Raw genomic sequence first — 18,858 nt, 5'->3', positions numbered from 1 at the left:
GTGAACTTTTTTACTGTTATCTATGTGAATAACCTAGAATAGCTGATCACTGCTGAAATTATCATCTATACTTACATTCTCCCTGTCTGTATCTATGAGGTTGGTTTGATAAAACATCTACTTAAACAACCTACGCAGACTGGATTAGAAGAAATTGAACATGTAAAGTTTCTCATCATTTCTAGAATTGCTTATTTTGCGTTAGCAGTTCATGCCTTATTAATACCAGCCTTTGCCCACATTGGAGCCAATACGCTTGCCATAGTAAACGTATTAAGTGTTTTTGCTTGGGGCGGTGGCATCTTTCTTATAAACCAAGGATTAACCTCATTAGCGCTGAGAGTATTTTGCCTCGAAGTGCTCATTCATGCAGTGGTGGTATGTGCAACACTGGGACTCAGCGCAGGGTTTCAATTTTATTTATGGACAATTTCTTGTATTTTAATGATCGACTATCAATTGCCGTTAAAACGCGCTGCTATTTATAGCTTTTTAATGATCATCACCTTTGCTTTGTTATACGTCTTTTTTGCCGAAGTAACCTATACCTTTTCCTACCCTGAACTCATTCCTCATATCAATGTGATCAACATCATTATCGCTGGATTACCCATGGTATATGGCATTGGCTTAATTAGAGAAATAACGATATCACAGCGAATAGAGCTGACAGAAATGGCCTCTCGTGACCCACTTACAAAATTGTATAACCGTCGTTTTGCAAAAAAACTCATCCTAGCAGCCCATAAAAAAAGCATTGAGAACGCTGATAACCTCTGCTTAGTTATGGCTGATATTGATCACTTTAAAAATATAAATGACAGCTACGGCCATGATAAAGGCGACACCATATTGTTGAATATTTCTGCCGCTATTCGTGCTTTTTTAACTGAAAATGATATTGCGGTACGCTGGGGAGGAGAAGAGTTTTTGTTACTACTAGGGCACACCAATCAACAACAAGCCTTTGCCAAAGTCGAAGCATTACGCCAGCAAATTGCAGCCATTGAACCGCATCAAGACTTTCCTGAATTAACCGTCACGATGAGTTTTGGCCTTATTGAATGGCAACCGTTAGCGTCGCTTGAGTGCATGCTGCAACAAGCAGATGCCGCATTGTATAAAAGCAAGCACTCAGGGCGAAATAAAACCACCATCGCGACCGGACAAAGTAGCGTATTTAATAACGTTGACGCCGTTAGTTAACCGCGTTAATCGTAATACTGTGTACGATATTTTGCGGCAACAGTGGCGTCAACTCGCTAGACACATAATCATTAAACCCTGCACGGTAAAACTCCGATAAAGGATGACCTGACTGACCTCCAGGAATCGCCATAATCGCATTTTCTAGATAACCTGGCTGTACGATAAAGCGCTGTGATGCGCCAAAACTTCGACCTTGTACTGCGGGCATAAAAGTATCGCCAAACCCCGGAGCCGTTGGCATATTCAACAGCTTTTTAAGCACTGGGATCTGCTTAGCGAATGGGTGTTCAATCACCAATTGATTCACTTTTCCCCACTCCCAACTATGTAAATTATTGCCATACTGCTTCGTTAATTTAGCGACGGTGTGATCGAATACTGCCAACATTTGCTGCTGCCAATCGCTGTACTTTGGATTTAACCAGTGTGCCGGTTTTTCCTCAATCAATTGCCGAAGCGCAGGCTCTAAATCACGCTTTACATATTTCAAGCTACCGCCGTCTAACTTAAGTGTGTTTTCAAGAGGACTAAATAGGCTATTAATAACTTCGTCTCGATAACGTTTCACTAAGGTATAGCCTATTGAGTCGCTACAAGCACAGGCTTGCCAGTTGTTAAGCGCTGTTAAGTAAACAGCATACTTATCACCGGCAGCAGTTAATTGATTAACAAGTAAATTATGCCAATCTTTTAAAAAGCGCGCTTCATTATCGTGTTGTAAGTCATAAAAGTCTTGTTCGTTAAACTGTTGTTTTTCAAATAAGCGATCGCGAATTTGCGCTGAACGAGCCCCCATCGCATACGCTCCATTACCAAAACGCGCATGGTCTGCTGCAGAAACAACACGTGAATTACCCGTCCAAAGGCGACCACTCTCAGGGTTTTTAACAAAGGGGCGATCGGTTTCATTATCATGCCATTTGGGTGAGTAATCTTGCTCCGATACCGCAAGCTGATGAGGCACTTTACGTGCTGGAATTGCCCCCATATTTTTCCATGCTGCACTGCCCTTATCATCAACCACCATGAGGTTTTGCACCGGAATACCAACATACTCTGCAAGCGATAAAGCGTCATCGACATTGCGCGCTTGCTCAAGCTTTAAAAGCGCCATGTTTACAGCATAATCATGATGGGCAACCCAGCTTAAGGCGTATGGCTTACCGTTAATCTCTGTCACAGGGCCATATTCACTCATCGTTAATGCATAATGCTCAGTGCTGCCATCATTTAAGAGTATGGGTTCGTCGATTTGCCATGTTTTTTCTTTTCCATCCAGTGCAATCCAGTCAGCAGTGTCGAGGTACCCATTGGTAAACCCCCAAGCGATTTTATTATTAGTGCCCACAACAATAGCGGGCGCTCCCGGTAATGATACCCCTGTAATTTGCTGCATTTCTCCCTTTAATGGGTAATTCAATTGCGCGCGATACCAAATGATTGGCACAGCAAACGACAAATGCATATCATCCGATAACATGGCCGACCCTGTGGCGGTTAAATCGCCTGTTACTGCCCAGTTATTACTGCCTACTTCTTGGTTTTCATCAATGTGAGTCATCGCCCACAGCGGCTCATTTAATGCGGGAATCTTGCCTGAATATGGGGCTAATTTACTGTTATCTAGCGCGGCTTGATAGGGACTCGGTTGAGTTATAAATTCAACCATTGCATTACCGTACCGTTGTTCAATTTCAATCAGTGTTTTATCACGCTCAAAGGTTGCCGTTTGCAAATCTAAGTACATACTAAAAATAATCAGTAAACTGTCTTCACTTTGCCAAGGCTTGGCCTCTGCGCCCGTTAAAATATACTCAAAACTGTCGAAACCAACTTGTGCATGCCCTTCATTGACTCCCGCTGTATAAGCTTTTAATAAAGCCTGATCTTTATCCGGTAATTGTGCGAGCATAATTTGGCTGCGTTGTCGCAATTGATGAAAACGCATTTTTTTATCAAGGCCTAGAGCTGCTTTTCCAAATAGCTCACTCAGTTCCCCTGCTGCGTTTCGACGCAATAAATCCATTTGAAAAAAGCGATCTTGCCCATGCGCAAAGCCAAGTGCATAAGCGGCATCTAAACGGTTTTGAGCATGAATTACGGCTTGCCCCAGCTTATCGCGCTCAATTTTTACTGAGTGGGTAATTGCCGAGCTGGTTCCCCGACCATCTAAAGCAGGTAAACTTAAATTCAACACACCATAAGTGATCCCCGTAGCGAGTAGCCCCACTATAAGTAAGCTTATTAGTAACCATTTGATTATCTTAAACATGCCCAAATTCCTTGCGCGAAAGTAACAAATACATGGGTATAGTAACCCGTGCTTTGTGAAAAAATAGTGTTACGATACAAATAATTAAATTTAACGTGGACAGCTCAATTGTCCATTGTTAATTACGACAGAAATTGTCTATAGTAGGAAGATAGTATAATACGCAATAAGACTTATGCCGCTAGCGACTGAAAACGACAATAAAAAGCTAAGAAAACTCAGGCTCGCTTTCTGGTTTTCGCTCGCGCTAATTGTATTGATTGGTTTTGTATTAGATCACATTAATTACAACCGCGGAAAAGACGCCTTTCGCTCTCAAGAACTGGCTAAATTAAGCGCCTACCGTGCTGAACTTGAATCAATCCTCATTTCAAATATCCAGCTTGTTCGTGGCCTTGCTGTCGCGGTTGCTGCCGAGCCCAACCTTGATCAAACACGCTTTGCACAAATTGCAGCCCCTCTATTTGAGACCTCTTCAGAGCTTAGAAATATTGGTGGCGCGCCCGATATGGTTATTCGTATGGGCTACCCGCTAGAAGGTAACGAAAAGTCGATTGGCCTTAACTTTTTAGAGAATGCAGCACAGCGCGATGATGCCATTAAAGCACGTGACGAGAATACCATTGTCATGGCGGGCCCATTAGAATTGGTGCAAGGTGGCCACGCATTAGTCGCCCGAATGCCTGTTTTTATGCCACCTGACCATAAATTTTGGGGCTTACTCTCGGTGGTGCTCGATATTAATAAGATCTATACCAACTCTGGCTTGGTCTCATTAGGTAATCATTACGACATAGCACTACAAGGGCGAAACGGCAAAGGCCAACACGGTGAATTCTTTTATGGTCAAAAGCATATTTTAGAGAACACGCCACTCAGTTTCAGTATTACATTTCCGGGTGGTGAATGGCGCATGTATGCGGCGCCAAAAGCAGGTTGGAGCCCTCCTAGTTCAACAATATGGCCACTTAGGATAGCCATAATTTTGGTTTGTGCGTTATTTGCTAGCGCATCGCTATTTTTCTTAAAAATGCTAGAACGACAATACAAAAGCGAACGAATGCTTGAAACCATGAGCAGTCTTGCCAAAATCGGCGCGTGGTCTTTTAATCTTGAAACCAAAAACATGTATTGGTCAGATATGACCAAGCAAATATTTAACTATCCGATAAATAAACAACCTGAATGGCCTACCAATTTTAACGGTTTTAAAGCGGGCTTTAGCCGCGACAAAATTCGCCACCTTTACGAGCAGGCGCTTAAACATGGCAAGAGCTTTGAAACACAAATTCAAATTATTAATGCAAAAGGTGATGCGGTTTGGGTTTTAGTCCACTGTGAGGCTGAGCATAAGAATGGTCGATGCATCAAGCTATTTGGCTCAATTCAAGATATAGATGCGCGCAAACTAATCGAACTTGAAAACCAGAAAATAGCACTACACAACGAAATTTTAGCATCTTTAACCGTGAATGATGCAGTCCTGACTGGCAACTTAAACTTGTCTAAGCATGTAATTGTGCAAGCAATTTGCCATGCGCTCAATGTCGACCGTGCAAGTATTTGGTTGTTTAGCGACGATAGGCAGTCACTCAACACTTTTGCTATTCATGATCAGAGCAACCCACAATTTAGTGACCCCATCTGTTTGCAGCAGATTGAGGTGCAAAACTATTTTGATGCCATTAACAATAATGCCGTTATTAACGCCAGCGATGCTCAACAACATCCCTTTACTAAAGACTTATACACGGATTACCTTGATAAGTTTGATATTCGCTCTCTGCTTACGGTGATTATTCCTACAGGCAGTAAAACTATGGGGGTGGTATGTGCTGAAAAGTGCCATAGTCGCCAGCAATGGAGTAAAAACGAAGAAAGCTTTTTAATTGCCGTGGCTGCTCTGATTGGTAGCCTACATGCCAGCCAACGTCGTATAGAAACCGAGCAACAACTGGTGCAAGCGAAAGAAGCCGCAGAGCAGGCTGTTAAAGCTAAAAGTGAGTTTTTAGCCAGTATGAGTCATGAGATACGCACGCCCATGAATGGCGTAATTGGGATGCTTAATATCATCAAGCAAACCAAGTTAGATAGCCAACAAAATCATCATATTCAATTAGCACAATCATCTGCTGAGTCGTTATTGCATATTATCAACGATATTTTAGATTTCTCGAAAATTGAAGCAGGCAAATTAGATATTGAAAATATTAGCTTTAATGTATCAAAACTACTGGGTGACACCGTTGAGTCATTTGCGATTAAAGCAGAGCAAAACAATACCAAGCTTGTGCTTGATGCCACCCAAATTACTCATGAATTTATTGTTAGCGATCCTAATCGTATTCGACAAATTATTAATAACCTACTCGGAAATGCGATTAAATTTACAAAAGATGGCGAAATAATCGTCATTGCGACGGTCAAACAGATTGACGATGCGATGTATTTAGATTGCTCTGTCGTTGATTCTGGGGTTGGTATTAAACCTGAAAAACAAGCCACATTATTTGATTCATTTACCCAAGCCGATGCTTCAACCACGCGCCGATACGGTGGCACGGGCTTGGGTCTTGCTATTGTAAAGCAGCTGTGTAAGTTGATGCAGGGTGATGTCAATGTGGTTAGTTCTTATGGCGAAGGCAGCACCTTTAACTTTTCCATTAAGGTAAAATTAGATTATAAAAAACAGTCCCTCGAGCCTAGCCATATCATTGATAAAAAACAGATATTAATTGCCGACAGCTGTACTCTAAGCAGTAATATTGCCAAAAAGCAGCTGCAATTATGGGGCGCAGAAGTCGAAGAAATAAACGACATGGCCAGTTTATTAAATCGCGCCAAACAACAAAATGGTCAACGTTGCGACGCCATTTTTGTTGATTATCAACTGTATATGCAAGCAAGTGCAGCCGAAAAACAGGCCTTTAAAACACATTTTAATGCAACCCGCTGTAAACGCATTTTAATGGCCCCGATGAGTCTGACAGAAAAACAAACAAGACAAACACTGAAAGTTGAGAGTATTATCTTTAAGCCATTAACGCCCTCTGATTTGTTTAACTCTCTTGCTAACGATAAATATATCGAGCAGCAACAAATCAATAAAGAAACCTTAGTAAAAAAAGTAGCAACGTACACTGTAAATTCGGCATCGCAAATATTGTTAGTTGAAGATAATAAAGTAAATCAGATGGTTGCAGGCGCGCTGCTAAAACAAGCCGGTATTAGCTTTGACATTGCCGAAAATGGCCTTGAGGCAATTGCAAAAATAGCAAACCGAGAACATATGCCCTACGAATTAATTTTAATGGATTGTCAAATGCCTGAAATGGACGGTTACCAAGCGACACGGGCAATTCGTAACGGCGATGCAGGCACAGCACATCGCGAAGTTAGTATTGTTGCGCTTACAGCTAATGCGATGCAAGGCGATAAAGAGCGCTGTTTAAACGCCGGTATGAATGATTATTTAACCAAGCCGCTAAACTTTGATTCACTTAATAAAAAACTATCCGTGTGGTTAGACACCCACCAAGAAAGAGAGTAAAACAATGCAATTATCTCCTAATCAACAACGCGTTATTGGCTGTTTACTCGAAAAACAAAGTACAACACCCGAACATTATCCACTGTCTTTAAATTCATTAACCAATGCCTGTAATCAAAAATCAAATCGGGAACCTGTGCTCTCTCTTACTGAAGCCGATGTGCAAGACACGCTTGATGAGTTAATTGCATTACGCCTTGTCACTGTTGATGAGGGGCTGTCGGGTCGCGTGAATAAGTACGCGCACCGTTTTTGTAATACTGAATTCGGCAGCTTGCAATTTACCGAGCAGCAACGCGCCATTATTTGCTTGTTATTACTACGCGGCGCACAGACGCCGGGCGAATTAAGAACGCGCAGTAATCGCCTTGCTGAGTTTGCAAGCGTCAATGAGGTCGAAAGCGCTTTAAACTATCTAATTGAGCAAGAGTATGTTACTCGCTTAGCGCGTGAGCCCGGTAAACGCGAAAGCCGTTATCAACATCTATTTGTTGATCCACAAAGTGTACATGAAATAACGCATTCAGCAGAGCCTGAACACGATCGTGTCGATGAAGTTGAGCAATTACGGGCTGAGATCGACGAACTTAAGCGACATATAGACACTATAAAAGCACATTTAGGGCTTTAATAAAAAGCAGACCCGTAACATAATACCCCTAGATTCAACGCCAAAAATAACATAAATAGGAGCTCTACCATGCGTGCCGATATTCTGGCAGAAATGAAAGTCCAACCCACGATTGACGTAAAAGCGGAGATCACTCGACGCGTCAACTTTCTTAAAAGCCGACTGCTTGCTGCGCACTCGCGCTCGCTAGTATTAGGTATTAGTGGCGGTGTGGACTCTTCAACCTGTGGCCGTTTATGTCAATTAGCCGTGAATGAATTGAACCAAGAGCATAACACCAACGAGTATCAATTTATTGCTGTGCGCTTACCGTACGGTATTCAAGCCGATGAAGACGAAGCGCAAATGGCCGTTGACTTTATTCAACCCAGCAAGCGCATGACCGTTAATATTAAAGCCGCTGTGGATGGCATGCATGAGCAAGCTATGGCGGCTGTCATCGGCGCTGGGGGTGAATTGCCTGAACAAGCAAAAATCGATTTCATTAAAGGTAACGTTAAAGCTCGCCAACGTATGGTCGCGCAATACGAAATTGCTGGTTTTTGCCAAGGCCTCGTTGTAGGCACAGATCACAGTGCTGAAAATATCACAGGGTTTTACACTAAATTTGGTGATGGTGCATGCGACCTTGCGCCATTGTTTGGTCTGTCGAAACGTCAAGTTAGAGCGCTTGCCGAGCACTTAGGTGCCCCAGCACTGCTCGTACACAAAGTACCAACAGCCGACCTAGAATGTGACCGCCCAGGTTTAACCGACGAAGAGGCGCTCGGCTTAACGTATGAGCAAATTGATGACTTTTTAGAAGGGAAAGATGTGAGCAGTGAAGTAGAGCAAAAACTAACGGCGATTTACCTGCGTACACAGCACAAACGCCAAGCTATCCCCACTGTTTACGACGCGCTTTAAACTGCATTTAACAGCTCATAAACCGTAAATGACACTTCAAGGGCAATTAACAGCAATAAAAAGCCTATTAATTGCCCGCTTTTGACCCGCGCACACACATACGCCCCCAATGGCGCACCAAGCACAACCACAGGGATCGCGGCTAATAAATACGCTTCAACCTGCGCAGTAACTACGTTAAGAAAGAAATAGTTTACACAACTGGCCACCACCGAAGTCAACGCCATTATAATCACCGTGGTTGCTGTCGCACGTTGAATATTCGCATTGTATGCAATGACGAGCAGTGCAAATATGGCAATATCAGCCCCTGAACCAACTAACCCCGATGCAATGCCACCAATAACAGCCACCAGCGCCACTCGCGCTTTATTCACGGTAATATCAGTTTGACTGCAAATATGCTGGGCTCGTCGGTAAATACGCCACGCTAATGTGAGCGCAAAACACAACAGTAGTGAACTAAATACCCCTTTCACGACTAAGCGAGGCACGTAATCTGCAATAAACAGTAAGCTAAAAATAGCGCCCACAATTGCCAAAGGCGCAGCAATCAACACCACGTGCTTGTAATAGGCAATACGACCAAAAATAATTGTTAAAGCCGCGGCTGTCATACCAAAACTTTGAATCGCTAGAGAGAAAACTTTAGCTGTTGCAGGCTCTATTGCTAATACTTTGGTCATCACAGGAAACGCCACCGCCCCGCCCCCTAATGCCGTACCTCCGGCAACAAAGGATCCGAGAGCCATCGTGGCGGCAATACTCAATTGCGCCATAAAGTGACCCATTAGCCCGGTGGCTCCTTGAGAAAATAATAAGGAACAGTACACACTGATAATGAACAGCCATGGCATAAACCGTAACCAATGCCATGACCTTAAAAAAGCAAACATAAGCAGCTAGAAGAATCTCGAGTGCGATTATTATGCCTGACTCTTGAAGTTCAGCAAATGATCTATATAGAGATTAGATACGTAAAAGTTTTGCTTACATGATTGCAGTAAAGATGAAATAGTTCTGTAATTTGGTTTATAGTTGTTACAGTAACGTACTCTTAATGCATACCTTATCGCATTAAAAAGTCTAAGGATTTATATTAATTTATGTCATCGCCCATTTTAATTACTGGTGCAGGTCAACGTATAGGACTTGCTTTAGCAGAGCACTTTTTAGCACAAGGGCAAGCAATCATTGTCACTTATCGCACACGTCATGAAGCGATTGATACACTTGCTGGAAAAGGGGCAACCTGCATTCATGCAGATTTTAATAACGACGAAGCAATTGCGCACTTTATTGAACAATTAAAAAGTCACACAAACCAGCTTAAAGCAATTATTCACAACGCTTCAAGCTGGGACTGCGAAGCAAATAATCACGATTATGCTGCCCTGTTCGACAACATGATGCGCATTCACGCGAAAGCCCCCTATTTAATAAATCTCGCTTCGGCAGACTTATTACTTAATTATCAAAAAAACACAGGACACCCTGCCGATATTATTCATCTTACTGATTACGTAGTTGAAAAAGGCAGCCCTAAACACCTTGCTTATTCTGCGAGTAAAGCCGCGCTTGATAACTTAACAAAATCATTTGCTGCAAAATTTGCCCCAGCAATCAAGGTCAATGCTATCGCCCCTTCACTCATCATTTTTAATGAACACGATAGCGACGAATACAAAGCCAAAACATTGAAAAAATCGTTGATGGGTATTGAGCCCGGCTGCGCCGAAATTATTAACAGTGTAGAGCTACTACTTAACAGTCATTACATCACAGGCCGTTCGATGCCCGTTGATGGTGGCAGACATTTAAAATAACGAATTATTGAGAAACCTATGCACGATGATTTAAAAAAGAGTTACCAAGGCATTATTAGCGCTGTAGGCGAAGACCCTCAACGCGAAGGCTTACTAGATACACCTAAGCGTGCCGCAAAGGCGATGGAATATTTAACAAAAGGCTATCGTCAAACGTTAGATGAAATTACCAACAACGCGGTGTTTACCTCAGATGCTGATGACATGGTATTAATTCAAGATATTGAACTTTACTCAATGTGTGAGCATCACTTGCTACCCTTTGTTGGTCGTTGCCACATTGCTTATATTCCAAATGGTAAAGTACTTGGTTTATCAAAGTTTGCACGTATTGTTGATATGTTTGCACGTCGCTTTCAAATCCAAGAGCAACTTACTCATCAAATAGCGAAAGCAGTTGAAGAAGTCACTGGAGCAAAAGGCGTGGGGGTGATTGTTGAAGCGAAACACATGTGCATGATGATGCGTGGCGTTGAAAAACAAAACTCAAGCATGCGCACCTCAGTGATGCTTGGCAACTTTAGGGCTGATCCAAAAACCCGTAACGAGTTTTTACAACTAGTTAGAGGGTAATTATGGCCAATGCAATTATTAATGTAACGAATTTAAGACTGAGAACCTTTATTGGTTTTAACCCAGACGAGCGGGAAAAAAAGCAGGATGTGGTGATCAACTTAGAAATTCACTACCCGGCTGACCAAGCATGTGAAACAGATGCCGTTGATAAAGCGCTCAACTATAAAACCATCACTAAAGAGGTGATCAGTCTTGTGGAGCAAGGGCATTTTTTACTCTTAGAAAAACTCGTTGCAGAGATACTGGCAATTTGCCATGAGCACCAGAGCGTTCATTACGCTAAAGTGCGCGTTGATAAACCTCATGCTCTTCGCTTTGCTGACTCTGTGTCACTCACACTTGACTGGCAAAAAGACTAAAGCAACCCTTCTAGCCCAACCGCAAAGGCAAGCACGGCTAAATAACGTGCGCCTTTGCCAAGGGCAACTAATATCAAAAACACAGAAAATTTAACTCTAAATATTCCCCCAACCACTGTCAGAGGGTCGCCCACAACAGGCAGCCATGCAAACAACAAACTGTATATGCCGTACTTGTTAAATTGCGTTTCTGCTTTTTTAATTGATTTTTCTGACACCGGAAACCATTTACGGTTTTTAAAACGTAAAACTTGTGTTCCTAACCAATAGTTTACACAGCTCCCTAACACATTGCCTAAGGTGGCACTAAGCCACAGTAACCATAAAACGTAGTTGCCTTTGGCTACCATCGCTGTCATGACTAATTCTGAGGAACTCGGTAATAAGGTGGCTGAAATAAAAGCAGTAAAAAAAAGTGATAAATAGGCCATTACACACCAAAAAAGACAAGCTCAGCACGGTTACTGAGCTTTAACAGTATATTGCAATCCCATTATTTTATAAATTCAATACTCAACGGGTAGTTAACGTCTTTACCATCATTGGCCTTAATTGCACTGACCACCACCATGATAAAAGCAAACACCGCAATCACAGGCAGTAAAATCACGCCAATCACTACAAAGATAAGTAAAAAACTCACGATGTAGGCGATCATCATGGTTAATTGAAAATTAAGTGATTTACGGCCATGCTCGGCGACTAATGGCATTTCATCCTTTTTAGCAAGCCACACTATAAGCGGACCAATCACGGAACCAAAGGGGATCAACAGCCCTGCAAACGAGCTTAAGTGGCATAACATCGCCCAAGTGCGTTGCTCTTTATTACATTCCACTAATTCAACTTTTTGATTATCTTCCATTTTATCTCCTTGTTGTATTGTTTTCGTTTTTCATTTGCCTATATTATGAGGGCAGATTAAAAATTAAACGCTCACGATGCAAATGAAAAAAACACGCATAACACTGATACTCTGTAGTTTTCTAGCAACCGCTTGTTCTTCAAACGGAGCAAAGCAAGCTACGACCCCAGCGTTACCTCAAAACGATTACGTCACGTTTATTAAACCAGGCGGATCATTTAAACATAGCCAATTTACTGATATTGAAAACTATATCGTACAACTTAAGAATAAGAAAAAACTAATTATTTTATTTGCCACCTGGTGCGCTGATTCTCAGCGTACTATTGAGCAATTACAAGCAAGTCCATGGGTCAATAATTCTGAACTGCAAATTATTGCGATTGGCCGTGAAGAAAATTCCACGTCGTTGGCACAGTTTAAACGTGACTACCATCTTAACTATCCGCTTATCAGTGATGAAAATCGCACAATTTATAATGCCTATGCAAACAAAGGGATTCCTCGCCTATTGCTACTCGATGAAGATAACCGACTGATTCAAGAAGAAAATGGCGAAGATGTATACGCCCTTGAACGGCTACTTAATTTGCTGTGATAAAAAAGTGATAACTTCGTGAGGCTTTCTTGATATTGCGCTTTGATACTGTTTTTAAATCATCAAAAACAGGAAAGAACAATGAAAGCTTTACCTTTATCAATGTTAGCAGCCAGCGCTTTGACTAGTTTTTTAGGCCAAGCGGCTGAACTGGACATTAAACTGACCAACCTCACCCAAGGGTTACATTTTACCCCAGTGCTCATTGCAGCCCACAACAGTGAACATAAGTTATTTAACGTAGCAATGCCTGCCTCAACGGCATTACAAACAATGGCTGAAGGCGGAAATTTAGAGCCTTTAATTAATGAAGCGACTGCTGCAAGTAGTGACATGGTTGCGAATCCTGCAGAAGGCTTATTAGCGCCTACCAGTTCCACTATGGCCACATTAACCACCAGCGATGGCAACAATTATTTATCGCTAACTGCAATGTTACTCCCCACCAATGATGGTTTTGTCGGCTTAGATAGCTGGATGATTCCATCGCAAGCAGGAACTTACACCGTGTATTTAAATGCTTATGATGCGGGTACAGAAGCCAATGATGAACGTGTTGTTGAGGGTGCGGGTGCGTTAGGTGTTTTAGGTATTCCTGCGGCACCTGGTGGGAATGCTGGTAGTGGAGCAAGTGGTGTAACAAGTAACGAAAACAATACCATGGTACACATTCATCCAGGTAACTTAGGTGATGACGACCTCGAAGCGGGTATCAGTGATCTTAATAATACAGTACACAGATGGCTTAACCCTGTTGCGATGTTAACTGTAACCGTGAAGTAGGAGGCCGTTATGCGCTTTTCAAAAAGCTTAATTATACTCGCGCTGGGTGTAAGCCTCGCAGCATGCAGTGATTCAGATAACAATGATGTGGAAGTAAAACCTCCCGTGGTTGTCACTCCGACAAGCTACGAATTTACTGTGACAATAACCAATTTAACCGCCGCACAACCTTTTTCTCCTGTTGCCCTTATCGCTCACACAGAGGGTATGCTATGGCAAATAGGAAACTCTGCTTCAGAGGCATTAGAAAGAATGGCCGAGGGCGGTGATAACAGCCAACTATTAACCGTTGATTTTGCAACACACGCTCAGAGTGCTGAAAGCCCACTACCTCCGGGAGAGCAACTTACTCTTACACTCACCACGGAGCAGCTTGAATCATTAAAGATTAGCTTAGCGACAATGTTGGTGAATACAAATGACGCTTTTACCGGTCTTAATGCTATAGACGTGTCTTCGTTAGCTGTTAATGAATCACTTTCTCGCCATAGTCATGCTTATGATGCTGGTACAGAGACCAACTCAGAAGCACATGGTACGATCCCAGGTCCTGCTGACTCAGGAGAAGGTTTTAACGAAAGCCGAGATGATATCAACAGTGTAGCAATGCACCCTGGTGTTGTTAGCCAAGATGATGGTTTACGAAGTTCAGTGCTAACGAACCAACATAAATTTGATAACCCTGTTGCTCAGATAATCATAACGCGGACGCAATAATAATAGCACCCACTTACGCTGAGGGCATAGGGAGGTGCCTTAGCGATTTGGATATGACTATGCGCACAGAAAAAGTATTAATTGTTGAAGATGACCGAACTATACGACACTTGATCGCCACCCAGTTACAAAGCTTAAACCTACACATTGATGAAGCATGCAGTGCTGAATCAGCGATTAAAAAGCTTGCTAGCAATCACTATGGGCTTGTATTACTAGATATAAACTTGCCGCAGATGGATGGATTAAGTTTATGTCGAAAAGTTAAGGAACATTACCCAACTATCGCAGTCATTTTACTAACCGCTCTTAGCAGCGATATGGATAGAGTTATAGGGTTAGAAATGGGAGCAGATGATTATATTTGCAAACCTTTTTTCGCCAGAGAGTTACAGGCACGTATAAAAACCCAACTACGCCATCGCGCACAGCTTCTTATGGCACAATCAAGTAACGAGCAAACTGAGAAACAACCCATAATACAACTAGGCAAACTGCACATAGAATTTGCCAGCCACCAAGCATTTTTAGCTAACCAAGCAATTAACTTAACCGCCACCGAGTTTGATTTACTGGTGTATTTTGCCAAGCACCCGAACCACGTATTTAGCCGACAACAATTACTCGACCAAGTGTGGGGTTATCAACACAGTGGTTATGAGCATACAGTGAATTCACATATCAACCGTCTGCGGAGTAAATTTGAGCAATACCATCAAACACCATTTATAGAAACCGTCTGGGGTGTTGGCTATAAACTAAACCCTCGTCAGTTGAGTGCCAATTAATGCACTCGATGACCTTATATCAAAAGCTCGCATGGTCGTTCATATTTATTTTTAGCCTGTTGTGTACACTGGTATTCAACTGGAGTAAACAGCTGGAGCAAAGCGCCCAAGATCATGCACAACAAAACCTGCATTTACAGTTAGCTGAGCACCTAGTGAATGACAATCCATTAATTAAACAAGGTGTCTATGACTATAAAGCTTTGGAGAACTTATTTCATACCTTGATGATCCTCGGCCCGGCTTTTGAATTCTACTTTGTTGATTCAACCGGTAAGTTACTGACCTATTCGGCTAAACCTGGGCAAGTAATTAAACAAAAAATAAATCTCGTCCCTATCAAAGAACTAATTAATAAAACGAGTACAACACCGATTTACGGTGATGATCCTCGCAGTAATACCCAAAAAATATTCTCTGCCGCGCCGGTTTATAACCAACAACAATTGCAAGGTTATTTGTACGTGATTATTGGTGGTCAAACCTTTGATACTTTACTTAATAATATTAAAAGTAATGACATTCTTAAGATTGGTGCAATAGGGTTTGTAGTTGCAGTCATTACGTTACTTATTATCATGCTTATTCTCTTTCGATTTTTTACCTTACCCCTCACGCAGCTAAATAACGAGATTTGCCAAATTAGAGCGGCAAATTACAGCTTAACAAAAATGACACAAAGCCCACGCTATTCGGGTAACAATGAAATAGGTAACTTAAGCAAAGGAGTTCATGGCATGTTGTCTCGCATTGATGATCAATTAAAATCGTTACAACAGGCAGATAAACAGCGCCGCGAGTTACTCACTCACCTTTCGCATGATTTAAGAACACCGCTTGCTTCATTGCACGGATTTATTGAAGTAATAAAAAAACCCAAAAGTCATTTGAATGAACACGAAAAACAGCACTACTTAAGCCTTGCTATGGATAACTGCCAGCAGTTAAAACTGTTAATAGAACAAATTTTCGAACTAGCGCACTTAGAAAGTGGCCAAGTAAAAATAAACACAGAAACCTTTAATCTAGGAGAGCTTATTTATGATTGCCTGGCCAAGCTAGCATTAACTGCACAAAAAGCCGGCATAACTCTCCAGGTTATCCCTGAAATCTGCGATTTCACCGTGACCACGGATATTGCCAAACTAGAACGTATATTAACCAACCTGATCGAAAATGCTATTCGCCATACTCCGGAAAAGGGCACTGTCTCAATTAGCGTGTCACAGCAAAGTGAGCAACTTTACGTCACAGTATCAGACACGGGTATCGGCATACACGAAGACGAGTTACACGCGATCTTTGAGCCACATTATCAAGCACGAAACAGTATAAAACGAGGAACATCAGGGCTAGGGTTAGCAATATGCAAGCACTTACTAACCCTAATGGACAGTAATATCGAAGTGAAGAGTACCTTAGGGAAAGGCAGCCAGTTTCGCTTTAACTTATCAAAATAGGCATCAATAAAAGCGCATTGATGCCTTTTTGCTTATTGTTGATAACCCGCTAAATCAAGCATAAAGGCATAGTACAAGGCGGTGTCTTGTAAGCTTTTAAAGCGTCCCGACGCCCCTCCATGCCCGGCTTCCATATCTGTTTTAAACAGTACTAAATTGTTATCTGTTTTGTATTCGCGCAGTTTAGCAACCCACTTTGCAGGTTCGAAATATTGCACCTGCGAATCATGTAACCCTGTAGTGACCAACATATGAGGATAGGCTTGTTTTTTTACTTGATCATACGGTGAATATGACAGCATATAATCGTAAAATACTTTTTCATTCGGATTACCCCACTCGTCATATTCGTTGGTTGTTAGTGGTAAACTTGTGTCTAACATCGTGGTGACTACATCAACAAATGGCACTGCAGCAATCACCCCGCTATAAAGCTCTGGCGCTTGATTAACGACCGCCCCCATTAATAACCCTCCGGCACTGCCTCCCATGGCAAATATGCGTTCTTTGTCACCATACTTTTGTGCAACTAAAGATTTAGTTACATCAATAAAGTCATTAAACGTATTTTTCTTATGAAGTAATTTGCCATCTTCATACCAAGGGCGACCAAGCATTTGAGAGCCACGAATATGTGCAATCGCAAACACAAAACCGCGGTCGAGTAAGCTCAAACGCGAGCTCGAAAAACGCGGATCCATCGTCGCACCATACGAACCATATCCGTATTGTAAAAGAGGGTTACTGCCATCTTTTTTAAACTTATCTTTACGATAAACAAGGCTGACCGGTACATCAACACCATCACGGGTTGTTACATAGATACGCTCAGATGCATAGTTACTTGGCGTAAAGTCACCCAAAACGTTGCGCTGCTTAAGCACTGTTTTTTCGCCGCTTATAAGGTCGATATCGTAATGGGTATCTGGGGTTGTCATACTTGAGTAGTAAACACGTAAACGAGGATTATCCAGCTCAAAATTTCCATAGCTATCAACCATATAAGTTGGATCATTAAAAACAATCACTTGTTCATTTTGGTTTCGTAAGTCACGAATAGTTAAACGGGTTTGCCCCATTTCACGTTCCTTGTATACCAAATGATTCTTAAATAACTCGATATCTTCAAGTTTAACGTTATCCCTACCCGCAATCACCGTTTGCCAATGGCCTTTATCATGCGCTTGTGATTGATGTACCTTCATTAATTGAAAATTAACGGCATGTAGATTGGTGACTATGTAGTACCAATCCCCGTGCTTTTTAATACTATATTCAAGTTCTGGTTCACGCTCAATGAACCGCTTCGGCAAAGTACCTGTGTCATTTGCATCAATAACAGAGACACCAGAAGCACTAGTACTTTCATGATAAATATAGATTTTTTGATGGTCTTTACTCTTACCTATGCTGGTGTAATAGCGAGTATCTTTTTCTTCATAAACCAGTTCATCATCAGCTTGTGGGGTGCCTAATGTATGGCGATAAACCTGATAACCTAATAACGTTTGTGGATCTTTTTTAATGTAGTAAAAAGTGCGGTTGTCATTTGCCCAAACAACATCTCCCTCACTCCCTTCTATCGTATCTGCCAGTCGCTCACCACTGACCAAGTCTTTCACTCTAATGGTATAAATACGCCGACTTAAAGTATCTTCACCGTATGCCAATAAATGCCCATTAGGGCTTACCTCTAAGCCTGTTACAGCAAAGTAGTCATGCTCTTTAGCAAGCTCATTAACATCCAATATGACTTGTTGGTTGTTACCATCACTGGATTTGCTTCGCACATAAATTGGATACTCATCATCACCTCGCGTCTGCGATGAGTAATAATAGTCTCCCTTTTTGGTAGCCACAGAGTTATCGTCTTTCTCTATACGACTTTTAAGCTCATTAAAAAGTGTATCTTGCAGCGCTTTTGTATGCGCCATCGTGCGATCTACGTAAGTATTTTCAGCAGTGAGGTGGGCAATTACCGCCTCATTTTTACGCGCATCATCACGCATCCAGTAATAGTTATCGACACGCGTATCACCATGAATACTCATTTCATGGCGAATTTTTTTTGCAATAGGTGCCGCTATAACTGCATTTTCTGTAATACGTGATTGCTCAATATTATGTGCGGTATCAGGGACTTTATTACACGCCGTTAAAACGGCAAATGAGAGTGCTGCAAAGCAGAGAGAGTAACCAACGTTCATGAGATTCCTGTTGTATTTTTTATTATTCATCCTCCAATATAAGTAAAAACAGAGCAAGATATAAGCATGCTTTGTGAAGCAATGTAAAAAGGGAGCCGAAGCTCCCTTTAT

Annotated in this window: 17 protein-coding genes; 12 read left to right on the top strand and 5 right to left on the bottom strand. The window is 41.9% G+C overall.

Annotated elements, in window-relative coordinates; translation table 11 throughout:
• Nucleotides 1-105: 105 nt before the first annotated feature.
• On the top strand, nt 106-1,206 hold the full coding sequence (locus GZH31_RS00480; protein ID WP_230237321.1) for a diguanylate cyclase: 1,101 nt from the start codon (nt 106-108) through the stop codon (nt 1,204-1,206).
• On the opposite strand, the gene GZH31_RS00475 is transcribed toward GZH31_RS00480, so the two are convergent.
• Nucleotides 1,199-3,481 carry a penicillin acylase family protein gene (locus GZH31_RS00475; protein ID WP_180311282.1) on the bottom strand — a complete coding sequence of 761 codons (2,283 nt, stop codon included), beginning with the start codon at nt 3,479-3,481 and terminating at the stop codon, nt 1,199-1,201. The two genes, GZH31_RS00480 and GZH31_RS00475, sit on opposite strands and share 8 nt — an antisense overlap.
• Before the next feature lie 175 nt (nt 3,482-3,656).
• On the opposite strand from GZH31_RS00475, the gene GZH31_RS00470 reads away from it, so the two are divergent.
• From GZH31_RS00470 to nadE, 3 genes are all read left to right on the top strand, one after another.
• A complete protein-coding gene (locus GZH31_RS00470; RefSeq protein ID WP_180311281.1) occupies nt 3,657-7,031 on the top strand; it encodes a response regulator in 3,375 nt (1,124 codons plus the stop codon).
• Nucleotides 7,032-7,035: 4 nt separating this feature from the next.
• Complete coding sequence (locus GZH31_RS00465) at nt 7,036-7,662, top strand: YceH family protein (protein ID WP_180311280.1); 627 nt, start codon at nt 7,036-7,038, stop codon at nt 7,660-7,662.
• A gap of 69 nt (nt 7,663-7,731) precedes the next feature.
• Entirely contained in the window at nt 7,732-8,568 is an 837-nt protein-coding gene (gene nadE / locus GZH31_RS00460) for an ammonia-dependent NAD(+) synthetase (protein WP_180311279.1), read from the top strand.
• On the opposite strand, the gene GZH31_RS00455 is transcribed toward nadE, so the two are convergent.
• On the bottom strand, nt 8,565-9,359 hold the full coding sequence (locus GZH31_RS00455; RefSeq protein WP_230237323.1) for a sulfite exporter TauE/SafE family protein: 795 nt from the start codon (nt 9,357-9,359) through the stop codon (nt 8,565-8,567). The genes nadE and GZH31_RS00455 overlap by 4 nt on opposite strands.
• Before the next feature lie 315 nt (nt 9,360-9,674).
• Here GZH31_RS00455 and folM point away from each other — a divergent pair, with 315 nt between their 5' ends.
• Genes folM through folX form a run of 3 tightly spaced genes read left to right on the top strand, consistent with a single transcriptional unit; the run spans nt 9,675 to nt 11,329 of the window.
• Entirely contained in the window at nt 9,675-10,394 is a 720-nt protein-coding gene (gene folM / locus GZH31_RS00450; protein WP_036974391.1) for a dihydromonapterin reductase, read from the top strand.
• Nucleotides 10,395-10,412: 18 nt separating this feature from the next.
• Entirely contained in the window at nt 10,413-10,967 is a 555-nt protein-coding gene (folE, locus tag GZH31_RS00445) for a GTP cyclohydrolase I FolE (RefSeq protein ID WP_036974389.1), read from the top strand.
• Nucleotides 10,968-10,969: 2 nt separating this feature from the next.
• A complete protein-coding gene (gene folX / locus GZH31_RS00440) occupies nt 10,970-11,329 on the top strand; it encodes a dihydroneopterin triphosphate 2'-epimerase (RefSeq protein ID WP_036974387.1) in 360 nt (119 codons plus the stop codon).
• On the opposite strand, the gene GZH31_RS00435 is transcribed toward folX, so the two are convergent.
• Both GZH31_RS00435 and GZH31_RS00430 read right to left on the bottom strand, forming a co-directional pair.
• A complete protein-coding gene (locus GZH31_RS00435) occupies nt 11,326-11,760 on the bottom strand; it encodes a YqaA family protein (protein WP_036974386.1) in 435 nt (144 codons plus the stop codon). The genes folX and GZH31_RS00435 overlap by 4 nt on opposite strands.
• A 62-nt stretch (nt 11,761-11,822) precedes the next feature.
• Nucleotides 11,823-12,194, bottom strand: coding sequence for a DUF4870 domain-containing protein (locus tag GZH31_RS00430; RefSeq protein ID WP_036974384.1), 372 nt, complete (start codon nt 12,192-12,194; stop codon nt 11,823-11,825).
• 82 nt (nt 12,195-12,276) lie between these two features.
• On the opposite strand from GZH31_RS00430, the gene GZH31_RS00425 reads away from it, so the two are divergent.
• The 5 genes from GZH31_RS00425 to GZH31_RS00405 all read left to right on the top strand — a co-directional run bounded on the left by GZH31_RS00425 (nt 12,277) and on the right by GZH31_RS00405 (nt 16,540).
• Nucleotides 12,277-12,792, top strand: a complete 516-nt coding sequence (locus GZH31_RS00425; protein WP_075594415.1) for a TlpA disulfide reductase family protein — start codon at nt 12,277-12,279, stop codon at nt 12,790-12,792.
• Between the two features lie 81 nt (nt 12,793-12,873).
• The gene (locus tag GZH31_RS00420) at nt 12,874-13,575 is read left to right on the top strand and encodes a spondin domain-containing protein (protein ID WP_075594395.1); all 702 of its coding nucleotides are present in this window, start codon (nt 12,874-12,876) and stop codon (nt 13,573-13,575) included.
• A gap of 9 nt (nt 13,576-13,584) precedes the next feature.
• Nucleotides 13,585-14,292, top strand: a complete 708-nt coding sequence (locus GZH31_RS00415) for a spondin domain-containing protein (protein ID WP_075594396.1) — start codon at nt 13,585-13,587, stop codon at nt 14,290-14,292.
• Nucleotides 14,293-14,351: 59 nt separating this feature from the next.
• Nucleotides 14,352-15,080, top strand: coding sequence for a response regulator transcription factor (locus GZH31_RS00410; RefSeq protein ID WP_074989615.1), 729 nt, complete (start codon nt 14,352-14,354; stop codon nt 15,078-15,080).
• Nucleotides 15,080-16,540 (top strand): ATP-binding protein, encoded by a 1,461-nt coding sequence (locus tag GZH31_RS00405; RefSeq protein ID WP_180311278.1) that lies wholly within the window; start codon nt 15,080-15,082, stop codon nt 16,538-16,540. The genes GZH31_RS00410 and GZH31_RS00405 overlap by 1 nt, the downstream gene beginning before the upstream one ends.
• Nucleotides 16,541-16,572: 32 nt before the next feature.
• Here the strand turns inward: GZH31_RS00405 and GZH31_RS00400 are convergent, their stop codons facing one another.
• Nucleotides 16,573-18,747: a S9 family peptidase gene (locus tag GZH31_RS00400; RefSeq protein WP_118843877.1), complete on the bottom strand. Its 2,175-nt coding sequence runs from the start codon at nt 18,745-18,747 to the stop codon at nt 16,573-16,575.
• Between the last annotated feature and the right edge of the window lie 111 nt (nt 18,748-18,858).

The organism is Pseudoalteromonas sp. JSTW (assembly GCF_013423925.1).
Taxonomy (GTDB): domain Bacteria; phylum Pseudomonadota; class Gammaproteobacteria; order Enterobacterales; family Alteromonadaceae; genus Pseudoalteromonas; species Pseudoalteromonas lipolytica.
The sequence above is the reverse complement of the archived record's forward strand: the minus strand, read 5'-3'. Positions and strand labels throughout refer to the sequence as shown.